This window comes from Pseudomonas sp. SC3(2021) (assembly GCF_019856535.1).
Lineage (GTDB): Bacteria > Pseudomonadota > Gammaproteobacteria > Pseudomonadales > Pseudomonadaceae > Aquipseudomonas > Aquipseudomonas monsensis.
Genome location: NZ_CP082236.1, coordinates 1,453,514 through 1,468,408 on the forward strand (window position 1 = coordinate 1,453,514; position 14,895 = coordinate 1,468,408).

At 61.2% G+C, this 14,895-nt stretch carries 13 protein-coding genes and 1 tRNA gene; 4 read left to right on the forward strand and 10 right to left on the reverse strand.

Going from position 1 to position 14,895, the window contains the following annotated elements:
• Positions 1–62 precede the first annotated feature (62 nt).
• Both desA and K5Y35_RS06410 read left to right on the forward strand, forming a co-directional pair.
• Entirely contained in the window at positions 63–1,247 is a 1,185-nt protein-coding gene (gene desA / locus K5Y35_RS06405; RefSeq protein WP_123470438.1) for a delta-9 fatty acid desaturase DesA, read from the forward strand.
• A 245-nt stretch (positions 1,248–1,492) separates the two neighbouring features.
• Complete coding sequence (locus K5Y35_RS06410) at positions 1,493–2,482, forward strand: GGDEF domain-containing protein (RefSeq protein WP_123470436.1); 990 nt, start codon at positions 1,493–1,495, stop codon at positions 2,480–2,482.
• Positions 2,483–2,606: 124 nt separating this feature from the next.
• Here K5Y35_RS06410 and K5Y35_RS06415 read toward each other — a convergent pair whose 3' ends face one another.
• From K5Y35_RS06415 to gabD, 3 genes are all read right to left on the reverse strand, one after another.
• Positions 2,607–3,818 (reverse strand): response regulator, encoded by a 1,212-nt coding sequence (locus K5Y35_RS06415; protein WP_123470434.1) that lies wholly within the window; start codon positions 3,816–3,818, stop codon positions 2,607–2,609.
• A gap of 140 nt (positions 3,819–3,958) precedes the next feature.
• Entirely contained in the window at positions 3,959–5,236 is a 1,278-nt protein-coding gene (gabT, locus tag K5Y35_RS06420; RefSeq protein WP_123470432.1) for a 4-aminobutyrate--2-oxoglutarate transaminase, read from the reverse strand.
• A 185-nt stretch (positions 5,237–5,421) separates the two neighbouring features.
• Positions 5,422–6,864 (reverse strand): NADP-dependent succinate-semialdehyde dehydrogenase, encoded by a 1,443-nt coding sequence (gene gabD / locus K5Y35_RS06425; protein ID WP_123470430.1) that lies wholly within the window; start codon positions 6,862–6,864, stop codon positions 5,422–5,424.
• Between the two features lie 443 nt (positions 6,865–7,307).
• Between gabD and K5Y35_RS06430 the strand changes: the two genes are divergently transcribed.
• Positions 7,308–7,384 (forward strand) — tRNA-Arg (locus K5Y35_RS06430).
• Positions 7,385–7,461: 77 nt separating this feature from the next.
• Here K5Y35_RS06430 and K5Y35_RS06435 read toward each other — a convergent pair.
• The 5 genes from K5Y35_RS06435 to K5Y35_RS06455 all read right to left on the reverse strand — a co-directional run bounded on the left by K5Y35_RS06435 (position 7,462) and on the right by K5Y35_RS06455 (position 11,280).
• Positions 7,462–7,668, reverse strand: a complete 207-nt coding sequence (locus tag K5Y35_RS06435) for a hypothetical protein (protein ID WP_123470426.1) — start codon at positions 7,666–7,668, stop codon at positions 7,462–7,464.
• An 81-nt stretch (positions 7,669–7,749) separates the two neighbouring features.
• Entirely contained in the window at positions 7,750–8,346 is a 597-nt protein-coding gene (locus K5Y35_RS06440; RefSeq protein WP_222833917.1) for a hypothetical protein, read from the reverse strand.
• Complete coding sequence (locus tag K5Y35_RS06445; RefSeq protein ID WP_261991816.1) at positions 8,343–8,924, reverse strand: RNA polymerase sigma factor; 582 nt, start codon at positions 8,922–8,924, stop codon at positions 8,343–8,345. The genes K5Y35_RS06440 and K5Y35_RS06445 overlap by 4 nt, the downstream gene beginning before the upstream one ends.
• A gap of 29 nt (positions 8,925–8,953) precedes the next feature.
• Positions 8,954–10,633: a vWA domain-containing protein gene (locus K5Y35_RS06450; RefSeq protein WP_222833919.1), complete on the reverse strand. Its 1,680-nt coding sequence runs from the start codon at positions 10,631–10,633 to the stop codon at positions 8,954–8,956.
• An 86-nt stretch (positions 10,634–10,719) separates the two neighbouring features.
• The gene (locus K5Y35_RS06455; protein WP_123470418.1) at positions 10,720–11,280 is read right to left on the reverse strand and encodes a YbhB/YbcL family Raf kinase inhibitor-like protein; all 561 of its coding nucleotides are present in this window, start codon (positions 11,278–11,280) and stop codon (positions 10,720–10,722) included.
• Positions 11,281–11,419: 139 nt separating this feature from the next.
• Between K5Y35_RS06455 and K5Y35_RS06460 the strand changes: the two genes are divergently transcribed.
• Positions 11,420–12,943, forward strand: coding sequence for an apoptosis inducing factor family protein (locus K5Y35_RS06460; protein ID WP_222833920.1), 1,524 nt, complete (start codon positions 11,420–11,422; stop codon positions 12,941–12,943).
• A 66-nt stretch (positions 12,944–13,009) separates the two neighbouring features.
• On the opposite strand, the gene pgaD is transcribed toward K5Y35_RS06460, so the two are convergent.
• Both pgaD and pgaC read right to left on the reverse strand, forming a co-directional pair.
• Entirely contained in the window at positions 13,010–13,543 is a 534-nt protein-coding gene (gene pgaD, locus K5Y35_RS06465; protein ID WP_123470414.1) for a poly-beta-1,6-N-acetyl-D-glucosamine biosynthesis protein PgaD, read from the reverse strand.
• A complete protein-coding gene (pgaC, locus tag K5Y35_RS06470) occupies positions 13,540–14,895 on the reverse strand; it encodes a poly-beta-1,6-N-acetyl-D-glucosamine synthase (protein WP_222833921.1) in 1,356 nt (451 codons plus the stop codon). The genes pgaD and pgaC overlap by 4 nt, the downstream gene beginning before the upstream one ends.

Genomic DNA, 14,895 nt, shown 5'->3' on the forward strand with positions numbered 1-14,895 from the left:
TATCTGTGTGCTTGGTGATAATGCAACGGCTGTTTTTATCTTTATCGAGGGCCCTATAGCCTATGTGGTACGAAGGTTTTCTTGGCTTGTCGGCCTGGTCACTGGTCGCAGTCACCCTGCTGATGACCCACGTGACGATTGTTGCCGTCACGGTCTATCTGCACCGATATTCGGCCCATCGCTCGCTTGAGCTGCATGCCGGCCTGAAACACTTTTTCCGCTTCTGGCTGTGGCTGACCACGGCGCAGAACACCCGCGAGTGGACGGCCATCCACCGTAAACACCACGCCAAATGCGAAACCGAAGACGACCCGCACAGTCCGGTCGTCAAGGGGTTGTCCACCGTACTGCGCAAAGGCGCCGAACTGTATCGCGCCGAAGCCGAGAATCCGGAGACCCTGCGCATCTACGGCAAGAACTGCCCCGAAGACTGGATCGAACGCAACCTCTACAGCCGCTACCCGCTGTTGGGCGTGGCGATCATGGGCGTCATCGACCTGCTGCTGTTCGGCACCATCGGCATCACCATCTGGGCGATCCAGATGATGTGGATCCCGGTATGGGCCGCCGGTGTGGTCAATGGCCTGGGCCATGCCATCGGCTACCGCAACTTCGAATGCCGTGACGCGGCGACCAATCTGGTGCCGTGGGGCATCCTGATCGGCGGCGAAGAGCTGCACAATAACCATCACACCTACCCTAACTCGGCCAAGCTGTCGGTGAAGAAGTGGGAGTTCGACCTCGGCTGGGCGTGGATCAAGGTCTTCTGCTTCCTGCGTCTGGCCAAGGTCCAGCGTGTGGCACCGATCGCCCACCGGGTCGAAGGCAAGGGCAATCTGGACATGGACACCGCCATGGCGATCCTCAACAACCGCTTCCAGATCATGGCCCAGTACCGCAAGTTGGTGATCGGTCCGCTGGTCAAGCAGGAGCTGGCCAAGGTCGATCATTCGGTACGCCACCAGTTCCACCGCGCCAAACGCTTGCTGTCGCGGGAAACCAGTCTGCTGGAAGAGCGTCATCACTTGCGCATCCAGAACATGCTCGAGCACAGCCAGGCGCTGAAGGTAATTTACGAAAAACGTCTGGCCCTGCAGCAGATCTGGGTCAAGACCAGCGCAAATGGCCACGACATGCTCGCCGCCATCAAGGACTGGATTCACGAGGCCGAGGCCAGCGGCATTCAGTCCCTGCGCGAATTTGCCGACCAGTTGAAAACCTACTCGTTGCGCCCTGCAGCGGTCTGATTTTGGTGAATGATCCCCTGTGGCGAGGGGATTCATCCCTGATCGGTAGCGAAACGAGCGAAAACCTGACGACGCGTTCTCATTGATGAAACGCGTCGCCACGACCGCCCGGCGGGAGCAACCTCCCTCGCCACAAATGCGCGGAACTTAGCACCAAAAGCCCTATCTCAAAGACACTTCGCCACCCCGGCGGGCTGTACTGTGGCCGCTGTCGAAATGCGGCACGCCCTTTGAGATCTGTGCCGATGGTCAACAACAACCAAAAAGACTCATCCTTCCCGCAATGGCCCGAGGCCGCGCAAACCCTGATGGCGTTGATGCACGCCCAAGGCGAAGTCGCCCGGCTGAGCGAACGCGAACAGCTGTTCAGCTCGCTGCTGGTAAGCGTCAACGCCGTGCTCTGGGCCTTCAACTGGGAAACCCGACAGGTGCTGTACGTCAGTCCCGCCTATGAACGGATTTTCGGCCGCTCGGCCGGTTTGCTGCTGGCCGACTACAACCAGTGGCGCGACAGCATCTATCCCGACGATCTGGAATACGCCGAACGCAGCCTCGCCGAAGTCCTGCACAAAGGCGCCGTGGAAGATCGCGAGTACCGGATCATTGCGGCCGACGGCTCGGTGCGCTGGCTCAGCGACAAATGCTTTATCAACCGTCAGGACGAACCCGGGCAACCGGTGATCATCGTCGGCATCGCCGAGGACATCACCGACAAGAAGCAGATGGAAACCGAGCTGCAACGCCTGGCCACCACCGACGTGCTGACCCAAAGCAGCAACCGCCGCCATTTCTTCGAATGCGCCAACCGCGAATTCAGCGCGGCACGCCTGCAAGGCTCGCAGATGGGGTTTCTGTTGCTGGATATTGATGACTTCAAAGTGATCAACGATACCTACGGCCACCCTGAAGGCGACAACGTATTGCAACGCATTGCCGAGTGCGGGCGAGGGTCGTTACGTCGGGGGGATCTGTTCGGACGGATTGGTGGAGAAGAGTTTGCGGCAGTATTTCCGGGCTGTGCGCCGGACATGGCCATGCAAGTGGCCCAGCGTCTGCAACAGGAAATTCAGCGCTTGAGCTTCAGCCATGACGGTCAGAGCTTCGGCATCACCGTCAGTCAGGGCCTGACCAGTCTCACGGAGAACGACGACAGCCTCGACAGCCTCTTCGCCCGGGCGGATGCGGCGATGTACGAAGCCAAGCGCCAGGGCAAGAACCGCATCATCTCTGCATAGCCGCTGTTTGAATTCACCAAAAAACCTGTGGGAGCGGGCTGGCCAGCGCATCCAGCAAAGATGTTGTCTGCGCCGACGCCATCGCCGGCCAGCACGCGCCCACAGCGATTGGCAGTAAGCCAGGTTATTTACGCATCCGCATCAACTCCGGCAGCCCGATCTTCAGCAACCGCGCCGTACGACTCTTGGCCAGTTCCTCGACGCCCTCATGTTCGGTCAGGCGGGCCATCTGCGCGGCCATGTTCATCACCAGCGCCTCACGGGAGTAAACCCCGCCACCGAGCTGGTAGGCCGACGCAATCAACTCACGCAGCTCCAGCGGCAAGCGCCAGCGGGTGCGCAACGCCGAACCGTAAGCCGCGCCAAACGCCTCGAGCGCGTCGCCCACCTCCGTCCACTCATCCAGTTCGCCGCCGGCCTGCTTCCACTCCTGCAAACAACGCAACAACGCCAGATCGCCGAGGCGATGCAACATGCCTGCGCAATAGCAGCGCTCCTGATCCAGGTCGAGCAGGCGCGCCAGCGTGCGAGCGTATTCAGCCGTGTGCAGCGACAGCCCCCAATAACGCTCGGCGTAATCGGCCAGACACGGATCACTGAGTCTGGCGCTGCGCTTGAGCGCCAGGCCGAGAATCAGGTTCATGCTCTGCCCGGTACCCAGCCTATGCAGCGCTTGCGCCAGGGTCTGCACGGGCGCGCCATAGTGCTGCGCCGCGCTGTTGGCCGCCGCAATCAACACTGCGGTGATCTGCGGATCGGTTTTGATCTCTTCTTCCAGCAACTTCAGATCGAGGCCGTTCGGGTTCAGGCTGCGTTTGACTGCCACCTGCACATCCGTCATCAATGGCGCGCCATCGGCCTGCTCGCGGCGGCGCTCGAGGAACACCGACAAGGTCATGCCCGGCGCCAGGACGGGCACTTCACAGAACACTTCTTCCCCGGCATTGAGCAGCAAGCCCTGCAGACGCTCGGTCAGGCTTTCCATGTTCAGGGGTTTGGTCAGGTAGGCCGTGGGGGCCAGCGGTAACGCTTCGCGCACACTGGCGCTGTCGTTGCGGCTGCTCATCAGAATGAACGGCAACGGCGGATTGCGTTTGCGCTGGCGCACGCTGCGCAACACGTTCAAACCGTCGACACCGGGCAACTCCCAATCGACGATCGCCAGGTCGTACGGCACCTCGCTGAGCAATGAAATGGCTTGCTGGCCGTCGGCACACAGGTCCAGCCGTGCATCACAACGGACGTTGAGCAGCACTTGTTTAAGCAGGTCCCGGGACCACGGATCGGCCTCGGCAATCAGCACTCGGGGTACGGCGGGTAAATCAACGGCAGTCATGCGCGCTCTCCCTTGCAATGCCTGAACCTTAGCCAATGCTGGCCATTCGATACAGTGCAAAAGCGATAGATCTGTTTCAGGGGCGTAAAAAAACCCGCCGAAGCGGGTTTTTTGTCGAGCTGATCACACAGTGCCAGGGCTTAAAGCTCCGAGAAGCACTCTTCGATGATCGCCAGACCTTTGTCCAGTTGCTCGTCCGGCGAAGTCAGCGGTACCAGGACGCGCAGAACGTTGCCGTAGGTGCCGCAGGACAGCAGGATCAGGCCCTTGTCACGCGCCTTGGCCACGACAGCCGCAACAGCCGTCGGGTTTGGCTTGTGGCTGTCGCCGTTTTCGAACAGCTCGACCGCGATCATCGCGCCCAGGGCACGCACTTCGCCGATCACCGGGTATTTGGCCTGGATGGCCTTCAGGCCGGTAACCAGACGTTCGCCGACTGCCTTGCAGCGGTCCAGCAGGTGCTCTTCTTCGAACACTTCCATCACGGCCAGGGCCGCGGCGCAAGCAATCGGACTACCGGCGTAGGTGCCGCCCAGACCGCCTGGGGCAATGGCGTCCATGTATTCGGCCTTGCCGCAGACACCGGCCAGCGGGAAACCGCCGGCGATGGATTTGGCGAAAGTGGTCAGGTCGGCCGCAACGCCCATCTGTTCCATGGCGAAGAAAGTGCCGGTACGGCCAGCGCCCGTCTGTACTTCGTCAGCGATCAGCAGGATGCCGTGCTGGTCGCACAGCGCGCGCAGACGCTTCATGAATTCTTTCGGCGCGACGTAGAAACCACCTTCGCCCTGCACAGGCTCGATGATGATCGCAGCGATGTCTTTCGGCTCGGCGTCGTTCTTGAAGATGCGCTCGATGGAAGCGATCGAGTCGTCGATGCTCACGCCATGCAGTTCGTTCGGGTACAGCGCGCGGAAGATGCCGCCTGGCATCAGGCCCATGCCGGCCGAGTAAGGCACGACTTTACCGGTCAGGCCCAGGGTCATCATGGTGCGACCGTGGTAGGCGCCGGTGAAGGCGATCACGCCGGCACGGCCAGTGGCGGCACGGGCGATTTTCACGGCGTTTTCCACCGCTTCGGAACCGGTGGTCACCAGCAGGGTTTTCTTGGCGAAATCACCTGGCACCTTGGCGTTGATCTTTTCGCACAGCTCAACGTACGGCTCGTAGGCCAGTACCTGGAAGCAGGTGTGAGTCAGCTTGTTCAGCTGTTCGGTCACCGCAGCGATGATTTTCGGGTGCACGTGGCCGGTGTTCAGTACAGCGATACCGCCGGCGAAGTCGATGAACTCACGACCTTCAACGTCAGTCACGGTCGCGTTCTTCGCCGACTCAGCGAAGATCGGGTGAATCTGGCCAACACCACGTGGAACAGCTGCGGTACGGCGGGCCATCAGTTCAGCGTTAGTCTTGCTCATTACAGTCCTCATTCGCCGCTCATCGGGCGGCGTGGTTCAAGGATTAAGCGGGAGAAATCGACGGTGGCAGCATGCGATGATCGACTGCCACGGCGTTCCTGGCCGCAGAGAAAATTCCGGTTTGAAACGACGCAAAGGGACAGCGCTCTCGTGCCCTTTGCGTTTGCAGCGATCCCTTTCTCGGCTTAGATGCCCAGGCAGAGGTATTTGATTTCCAGGTAATCTTCGATGCCGTACTTGGAGCCTTCACGGCCCAGGCCCGAGGCCTTGATGCCGCCGAATGGCGCGACTTCGTTGGAGATCAGCCCGGTGTTGACGCCGACCATGCCGTATTCCAGCGCTTCAGCCACACGGAACACACGACCCAGGTCGCGAGCGTAAAAGTAGGAAGCCAGACCGAACTCGGTGTCGTTGGACATCGCGATCACTTCGGCTTCGTCTTTGAAGCGGAACAGCGGCGCCAACGGGCCGAAGGTTTCTTCCTTGGCCACGGCAGCGTCTTTCGGCACGTTGGTCAGGATGGTCGGCTCGAAGAAGTTGCCTTGCATCGGCTTGCCACCGGCCAGCACCGTGGCGCCTTTGGCTACGGCGTCAGCAATGTGCTCTTGCACCTTGGCCACGGCTTTTTCGTCGATCAGCGGACCAGTGGTGGTGCCGTCTTCCAGACCGTTGCCGATCTTCAGCTTGGCGACTGCGACTTTCAGCTTCTCGGCGAACGCGTCGTACACCGAATCCTGAATGTACAGACGGTTGGCGCAGACGCAGGTCTGGCCGTTGTTGCGGTACTTGGAAATGATCGCGCCTTCGACGGCCTTATCCAGGTCCGCGTCGTCGAACACGATGAACGGCGCGTTACCGCCCAGTTCCAGCGAGACTTTCTTGATGTCCTTGGCGCATTCCGACATCAGCTGACGACCGATTTCAGTCGAGCCGGTGAAGGACAGTTTGCGCACGATCGGGTTGCTGGTCAGCTCGCTGCCGATATCGCCGGCGCTGCCGGAGACCACGCTGAACACGCCTTTTGGAATGCCGGCACGCTGGGCCAGTTCAGCCAGAGCGAACGCGGAGAACGGGGTTTGCGACGCCGGCTTGAGCACCATGGTGCAACCGGCGGCCAGTGCCGGGCCGGCCTTACGGGTGATCATCGCGGCCGGGAAGTTCCACGGGGTGATGGCGGCGGTGACGCCGATCGGTTGCTTGATCACGATCAGGCGCTTGTCCGGCTGGTGGCCCGGAATCACGTCACCATAGATGCGCTTGGCTTCTTCGGCGAACCACTCGATGAACGAAGCGGCGTAAACGATTTCGCCCTTGGCTTCGGCCAGCGGCTTGCCCTGCTCGAGGGTCATCAGGCGCGCGAGGTCGTCCTGGTTCTCGATCATCAGTTCGAACCAGCGACGCAGCTTGCCTGCACGCTCCTTGGCGGTCAGTGCACGCCAGGCCGGCAGCGCTTTGTCAGCGGCTTCGATCGCGCGGCGGGTTTCAGCTGCGCCCATCTTCGGCACGGTGCCGAGGATTTCGCCGGTGGCCGGGTTGTTGACCTTGATCGTCTGACCGTTGTCCGCATCGACCCAAGCGCCATCAATGAAGGCTTGCTGGCGGAACAACAGGGTGTCTTTAAGCTGCATGTCGGCTTTCCTTAACAGCACCGCGGCCTGCGCGGAGCAAAATTATGATTGTAGAAAGGCGCCTCGCAAGGCTGCCGTCAGGGAAATCAGAGACCGGGCGTGGCGCATCAACAGTGCTCGATTCGAACCACCTGCGCTGCAACACCCTGTCCAAAGAGCGTTTGAAATCTCAAACGGATCGTAGGATCAAAGGGGTTAAAGGACAATAGGTCGTTCGAAAAAAAGAACAAAAACGCCGCTTTTGTTGGATTTTTCAGATCAACGCGCCAAAACCCCAGCCGCAGCAAAACCATAGAACAGTCCTGCCAAAGCGCCAAGCGAGCCTTTTGCAGGACGTTACAGCTTTAAGGAATGCAGCGATTTCAACGGACATGCGCCCTGACAAAACCCGCAAAATCCCGGCATGGACGCCCCGAGCCGACCTAGGTATGATGTCGCCCGCTGCACCAGTAGCTCAGCTGGATAGAGTACTGCCCTCCGAAGGCAGGGGTCGTGGGTTCGAATCCCGCCTGGTGCGCCATTGATTCAAACGAGAAAGCCCCGGACTGTGATGGTCCGAGGCTTTTTTGTGGGCGCGATACTGACTTAAGGCGACGGTCACTCCGTCGTCCAGTCAAACTCATCGTAATCGTCGTCATCCTCTTCTTCCCCAATCTCCTCAAAAACCTCGTCTTCTTCCACGACGTCTTCTTCCGACTGGTTCAGCAGAAACTCCTTGCGAGCTTCGGTAATCGCGCGCCGCATCTCCTCACCCTTCTGTGGGCAGTTGAGGAGTTGGGCGATGCGGTCGATTTTTGGTGCCACGGTGTTTCTCCAGCGCTTCAGCTATGGCCCGATAGTGCGCGTTTTTGCGGGTCGATGCCAAATGGCTGAGAGAACACGCGGTCAGTTCTTGCGGATTTGTTCGAGGCGGAGGTCGAGATCCACGTCGGGATAACGTTTGTGCAGGTTGTTGTACAGCGCATCGGCGGCTTGGGATTGACCGGATTCGCGCAGGCGCAGGACTTCGCGCAGCTGCGCGTCCAGACCATTGGCCGGGGCGGTGGTGCGCTTGCTGGTGCTGGCTTCGTCGGCGCTGATCGCTTCGCTTTGCATCGGTGCGGCCATTTCCATCATCGGTGCCGGCGCTGGTGCGGCCATGCCGCCAGCGGGGGCAGACAAGATTTGCGGGGCTTGCTTGCGAGCAAGAGGCGCAGCGGATTTGGCGGGTGGAGCAAAGTCGAATGATGGCTGCGGGTCGGGCGCACGCTGGACCAGGGACAGCATCAAAGCCACGCCAACGAGGCTGGCGAACGCGACTTGCCAGCGCGGCTTGCGGCAGGCGTCGAGCCAGCGTTGCCACAGGCTTGTTTTCGGTACCGGGGCGTTGTGGCGGGCAGCCGAGAGAATCGACGAATCGAGGTGCGCCGGTGGTTCGGCGTCGTGTTGCTCGCGATAGTGCTTGAGCAGTTGCTCTTCGGGTGTCTGGCGGGCGTCAGTCATGTCAGTACCTCCTCGGCCAGCAGCCGACGCAGTTTTTGCTGGGCGTAGCGCAAGCGGCTTTTAACGGTTTCCAGCGGTGTGTCGGTGAGGCTGGCGATTTGCGCCAGGTCGAGGTCGCCGTGGGCGCGCAGCAGGAACACTTCCCGCTGGTCGGCGGGCAAGGCTTGCAGGGCGCTTTCCAGGCGCTGGCTGTCGCGGCTGAGGTTCAACAATTGTTCGGGATCGTTGGTCCCGTCGCCAACCGCATGCAGCTGTTCGTCGTAGCTGTCGTGCAGCGGCTGGTGAGCGCCGTGTTTGCGCCAGTGGTCGATCAAGCGATTGCGCGCGATCTGGAACAGCCACGTACGAAAGGTCGCCCGGCCTTGTGGCTGACTGGCGCTGCGGATCAGGCTCAGCCAGGTCTCCTGAAAGACTTCGTCAGCCAGTTCCGGTTTACCGCTCAAGCCGAGCAGAAACCGATACAAACCCTGGCGATGGCGGGCGTACAGGATTTCGAACGCCGCGCCGTCGCCCTCGCGGTAACGCGCCAGCAGCGCGTCATCGCTGCTGGCGCTTGAACGGTCTGGCGCAGCAAACAGCTGACTGATGAAGCCTTTCAGACGACTCACTATTCAATCCGTCGCTCAGTGGCCAGCGTATTGGATGCGGTCGAGGTGCGCAGGCTTTGCGCCAGTTCGACCAGTTGCACAAACTCGCTACGCAGGCCGAAGCGGTCGTCACCCCGTGCGCCACGGGCCAGGGCTTCGGTGTCTTTGAGGCTGAAATCGCCGGTGTAGCGGCCGTCCTTGAGTTGCTGGGAAAACGCCGCAACCGCAGCGGCAAACCGCAGGTCTTCACTGGCCGGTGCGACCTGATTGGCAATCGGCCGCTCGATCAGCAGACTTTTCCCACCTTCGGGCGGTTGATAACGCACACGCAGCATCGCCAATTCCCCATTCTTCTCGGAAACCGCTGGCGCCGATTTAGCGTAACGCAACGGCTCGAGCCAGCCCTTCTCACCCGCCGGGACAATTTCATACAGCGCCGTCACGGTGTGTCCTGCGCCGATCTCGCCGGCATCGACCTTGTCATTGCTGAAGTCCTCACGCTTCAACGCGCGGTTTTCGTAGCCGAGCAGACGATACTCACTGACCTGCGCCGGGTTGAACTCCACCTGTAATTTGACGTTTTGCGCCACCACGGCGAGGGTCGAACTCAACTGATCCACCAACACCTTGCGCGCCTCGCGCAGGTTGTCGATGTAGGCGTAGTTACCGTCACCGGCGTCGGCCAGTTGCTCCATCAAGTGTTCATTGTAGTTATCCACACCAAAACCCAGGGTGGTCAGGGAAATCCCGGTCTTGCGTTTATCCACAGCCATTTGCTTGAGGCTGTCGAAGTCGCTGATGCCGACATTGAAGTCACCGTCGGTGGCCAACAGGATGCGATTGATGCCCTTGGGGATAAACGCCTGCTGCGCCATTTGATAGGCCAGTTCAATGCCCGACGCGCCAGCGGTGGAGCCGCCTGCGGTCAATTGCTCGATGGCTGTACGAATTTTCGCTTTCTCGCGTCCGGAAGTCGGCTCCAGCACCACTCTGGATTCGCCGGCATACACCACCAGTGACACCCGGTCCTGCTCGCGCAACTGATCGACCAACAACTTCAGCGTGCTTTTGACCAGCGGCAGGCCTTCGCGGCGATCCATCGAGCCGGACACGTCCACCAGAAACACCAGATTGGCCGGGGCCAGTTCCGCCACGGCATGGTCGGAGGCCTTGATGCCAATGCGCAGCAAACGCGTGTGCGGGTTCCACGGCGAGGCCGCCAGTTCAGTGGTCACACCGAAAGGCGAGCCATCGCTGGGCAACGCGTAGTCATAAGGGAAGTAATTGACCATTTCCTCCAGTCGCACCGCACCCTCCGGTGGCAGTCGGCCTTGATTGAGCAAGCGGCGGACATTGGCGTACGCCCCCGTGTCGACATCAGCGCTGAAGGTTGAAACCGGGGTTTCGGCGACACTGTGGATCGGGTTGTCGGCCAGCGCCTGATACTGCTCGCGCGACTCATCGCGATAGCCCTGTGGATAACTGTCTGCGCCGGGCATCGCGGCGAAACTGGCGATCGGCGCCGGCCGGGCCATACGCTTGGCCATCGCCCCACCCGCCATCGCGGCTTCCTGCTGAACCAGCACTTCAGGCTGTGCCGCCGGTGGCACTGCAGCGGAATCGGGTGTGGACGAAACACCGCAACCGGCGAGCGCCAGCAGCACACCGACCGCAACAGGACGCAAAAGAGAATGAGACATGGGGGCTGACCTCGGGATGAAAGTGATCATTCATCCCCTGAGACGGGCAGCCCGTTCAGTTCGGGTTAAACGCCGCAAAAAAATCTTCAGCGGTGATAACGCCGCACCGCACTGCTGTTGCGCAGCACATGGCCTTTGATTTTTTCCATCAGCTCGGCGCGGGTCAGACCGGCCGGCAGTGCATCCGGCGCCAGATCCAGGGCGTAGATCTGGATGATGTAGTGGTGCGCACTGTCGCCCACTGGCGGGCACGGCCCCATGTAATGGGTGTTGCCCTTGCTGTTGGTGCCGCCAACGCCTTCCAGCGCGGATTTGGCACCGACGCCTGCCGCAATCTGGTGCGTGGTGGACTTGATGCCGTAATGAATCCAGTGATCGACGCCCAGGCCTTTCTGGCCATCCGGATCGTGCATCACGATCGCATAGCTCTGGGTACCGGCAGGGCCGGCGTTCCAGCTCAGGGCTGGCGACTGGTTCTTGCCGCCGCAACCGGGCGCATCGCTGGCCGCCGCCGAGGTGAACAGCCGGTTATCGGAAACACCCGGGATGTTCAGGGTAAAGCGCTCCTGGGCCTGCGCCGGAAACTGCACGCAAAGGGTGACGGCGAGGGCCGCCAGCCATGGGTTGAGAGAGGTCAATCGGGTCATTCCGGGAGCACCTTGTGCAGTTGGGCCGTCGTCGGCCTGCAAACTATAGCTGTACCGTTCGTGCCGTGGCAGTAGCAAATGGCTGAACCTCGCACTGATGCGCAAACTCGTAAGAGAAATGCCTGCGAGGAAGCCGAACATGTCCCTGCACCGTGTCGCCCGTATCGCCGATATCCCTGAAGACCGTGGCCTGCCCGTCGAAATCGGCGACTGCAAGATCGTCCTGCTGCGCGCCAGCGGCCAGCTCCGCGCCTTTCAGGGCGAATGCCCGCATGCCGGGGCGCCGCTGGCTGACGGTGCGTTGTGTCACGGACGCCTGATCTGCCCGTGGCACAAGGCCGCTTTTCGCGCCGAGGACGGCGCGCTGTGCGAGCCGCCGGCGCTCGACAGCCTCAAACGTTATCCGCTGGAGGTGCGCGGCGACGAGGTGTGGGTCGATGACCAGCCGCTGGCAGATCCACACACGCCCCCGGCCGATGACCCGCGCCTGTTCGTGGTTGTCGGCGCAGGGGCCGCCGGCACAGCCTGTGCGGCGGCGCTGCGGGAGAAAGGCTTTGGTGGCCGGATCATCCTGATCGACCGCGAACCGGACGCCGGTTACGACCGTACGGTGCTGAGCAAGTTTGTCCTCGCCGGGGAAACGCCGGCAGCAGAAACCCCGGCGTTGCGCGATGAAGTTTTCTATAAAGAGCAGCGCATCGAACGCCTGCACAGCGAAATCACCGCACTGGATGCCCAGGCCAAAATCCTGCAGCTCAACGATGGCCAGACCCTGAACTATGACGCCGCCGTACTGGCCACGGGTGGCGAACCCAACCCGCTGAAGTTACCCGGTGCTGAACTGCCCCACGTGTTCGTCCTGCGCTCAAAAGCCCAGGCCGAACAGATCATGCGCACTGCCAGAGCGGATCAGCGCGTCGTCATCATCGGCGACAGCTTCATCGCTCTCGAATGCGCCTCGGCCTTGCGCCAGCACGGCCTCGACGTCACGGTACTCGCGCGCCACGCCATCCCTTTCGCGGCCCAGTTCGGCGAGACCGTAGGCCTGGCCATTCGCGCACTGCACGAACAGAACGGGGTGAAATTCATCACCGAGCACTCCGCCACCGAGATCATCGGCGATGGCAAGGTCGAAGCCGTATTGCTGGACAATGGCCTGCGTCTTTCGGCAGATCTGGTGCTGGCCGGGGTCGGCGTACACCCGGCCACCGAGGCGTTCGCGTCATTGCCGAAAGAAAAAGATCAGTCATTGCGCGTTGATGGCGGCATGCGCGTCAGCGAAGGGCTGTGGGCCATCGGCGACATCGCCACGTTTCCGCTGAACGGCCAGTTGCAACGCATCGAACACTGGCGCCTGGCCCAGCAACACGCACGCATCGCCGCTGCCAATATGCTCGGCGGTGAAGAGCATTACCTCGACGTGCCGTTTTTCTGGACCTGGCATTTCGGCAAGAATTACGACTACCTTGGCCACGCCGAACAGTGGGATGAGGTCGAGTTCATGGGCGAACCCGAACAGCCACCCTTTATCGGCCTGTTCGCAAAGAATGGCGTGGTGGTGGCGGCCGTGGCCTGCGAAAAAGAACGGGCGATGGCGCTACTGGCGGAGCGGATGAAGCAGCCGCTGCCCATTGCGGAGGCCTGGACCCTGATCGGCGATTAACCTCGTCAACGCTCCCTGCGTGGGACGATCACCCCCTTCGGCAGCGCCTAAAGGGGTATTTCCAGCTCAGGTCAGGCGGCTCACCGGTTCGCGATTATCGTCATCTTCAGCATGCAGAAAGATCACCCGCGGGTGCTCCAGCGGTGCCAGCGGCGGTGGCAAATCCTGCTGCTGAACCGGCCAGAAATGCGTCACCACATGGCTGATGTCCCCTTCCTGATCGTTATGGATGGTCATGACCCCAGGGGTACGCAGCTTCTGCAAGCGGTCATCGCACAGACGAAAACTCTTGGTCAGCCCTTCATCATCGACCACCGGCGCGGGCAAGCGGCGCTGGGCGAAGCTTCTGCTCTTGCGCTGCTGATAACGCGCCCAACCGATCAGAATCACCGCGTTGACCAGCGCCACCCACAGATAAATCTGCAAAGTGCCCAGCGCTTCGAACGCCGAATTGTCGATGCGTGGCCCACCCGCATGAGTTTCGATCAGCGGCCACAGTCCGCGTATCAGCAAGAACAGCAGCCCCACCCACGCCACCACGGTAAGAATCACATCGACCACGACCAGAAAAGGCCGCTGGCGGGTCCGGATGATTTTCATTTGATGACCTCCTCTTCGTCGTCCCCGATCGGTTTGATGCCGCGGTCAGGGCTGACCCAACGCGCCCGTTTCTGATGCTGGCCGAACAACACTTTGGGGAAGCTGACCAGCGTGGTCAGCAGGCTGACCAGCCAGAACGCGATCGGGTACCAGACTACCCAGAACATAGTCTTGCCCAACCCCGGCTCGTAGCGCCGGTCGATGATGATGCTGACCGCGAACTGCACCAGGCAGACGAACGCCAGCAACAGCCCGGTAAACGCCGGCGGCATCAGGTGATGCACGGCAATCGACTCTGGCATGACCACAAACTTGCCGACGCCCCAGAAAATCACCGACAACAGGAAGGTAAACGCCCAACCGGTCGACAGGCAGTATTCGAACAGCAGCGGCCACAGATAACGGTGACGGTACTGCCAGATGCCGCGGATGTTCTTGAACAGCACTTCGGCACCGCCCTGGGCCCAGCGCAGGCGCTGCTTCCACAGACCGCCGAGGGTTTCCGGCATGAGAATCCAGCACAGCGCGCGCGGCTCGTAGAAGATGCTCCAGTGATCGAGTTGCAGCTTCCAGCTGATGTCGATGTCTTCGGTGATCATGTCCGGGCTCCAGTAGCCCACCCGATTCAGCGCCGTACGGCGGAATGCGACGATCACCCCCGACACGGTAAAGATCCGTCCGAACACCCGTTGCGTACGTTTGATCAAGCCGATGATCGACGAGAACTCGCCGACCTGAACCCGCCCGACCAGCGTCGAGCGCGTACGAATTCGCGGGTTGCCGGTCACCGCGCCAAGGCGTGCGTTATCCAGCATCGGCGCGACCAGATAGGCCGCCGTATTCGGCGCCAGCAACGCATCACCGTCGATGCACACCAGATATTCACTGCGCGCGGCAATCGCGCCCATGCGCAGGGCGACCGCCTTGCCCTGGTTTTCCGCCAGATGCAGCACGCGCAGGCGTGGGTCTTCCTTGGCCTGGCGGTCGAGGACTTCGGCGGTGTTGTCCTTGGAGCCGTCGTTGATCGCGATGACTTCGATGTTCGGGTAATGCTGGGCCAGCGCCGCGTGGATCGTATCGGCGGCGTTGTCACCTTCGTTGTAGCAAGGGATCAGAATCGAGATCAGCGGTTCGCCCGCCAGGGGCGGTGGCAGGGTGTCGTCCTTCCACGGCCAGTGGCGTTCCCAGTGCAGCCAGAAATACAGGCCGCCGGCAATCCACAACCCGGACATGAACAACGGGTAGAAAAACACGAAGTCCATCAGGAACTGCCCGGTGACCAGGAAGATCAGTCCCAGCGGCACGCCGAGGACGAGCGCCAGAACAAGCAGGGCTAACAGTCTATCCAGCAT

Excerpts from the sequence above, each read along its gene's own strand:
- K5Y35_RS06450 (WP_222833919.1), bottom strand. The coding sequence starts at position 10,633 with ATGTCTCATTCTCTTTTGCGTCCTGTTGCGGTCGGTGTGCTGCTGGCG.
- pgaD (WP_123470414.1), bottom strand. The coding sequence starts at position 13,543 with ATGAAAATCATCCGGACCCGCCAGCGGCCTTTTCTGGTCGTGGTCGAT.
- K5Y35_RS06410 (WP_123470436.1), top strand. The coding sequence starts at position 1,493 with ATGGTCAACAACAACCAAAAAGACTCATCCTTCCCGCAATGGCCCGAG.
- pgaC (WP_222833921.1), bottom strand. The coding sequence starts at position 14,895 with ATGCTGGATAGACTGTTAGCCCTGCTTGTTCTGGCGCTCGTCCTCGGC.
- K5Y35_RS06415 (WP_123470434.1), bottom strand. The coding sequence starts at position 3,818 with ATGACTGCCGTTGATTTACCCGCCGTACCCCGAGTGCTGATTGCCGAG.
- gabD (WP_123470430.1), bottom strand. The coding sequence starts at position 6,864 with ATGCAGCTTAAAGACACCCTGTTGTTCCGCCAGCAAGCCTTCATTGAT.
- gabT (WP_123470432.1), bottom strand. The coding sequence starts at position 5,236 with ATGAGCAAGACTAACGCTGAACTGATGGCCCGCCGTACCGCAGCTGTT.
- K5Y35_RS06460 (WP_222833920.1), top strand. The coding sequence starts at position 11,420 with ATGTCCCTGCACCGTGTCGCCCGTATCGCCGATATCCCTGAAGACCGT.
- K5Y35_RS06440 (WP_222833917.1), bottom strand. The coding sequence starts at position 8,346 with ATGACTGACGCCCGCCAGACACCCGAAGAGCAACTGCTCAAGCACTAT.
- desA (WP_123470438.1), top strand. The coding sequence starts at position 63 with ATGTGGTACGAAGGTTTTCTTGGCTTGTCGGCCTGGTCACTGGTCGCA.
- K5Y35_RS06455 (WP_123470418.1), bottom strand. The coding sequence starts at position 11,280 with ATGACCCGATTGACCTCTCTCAACCCATGGCTGGCGGCCCTCGCCGTC.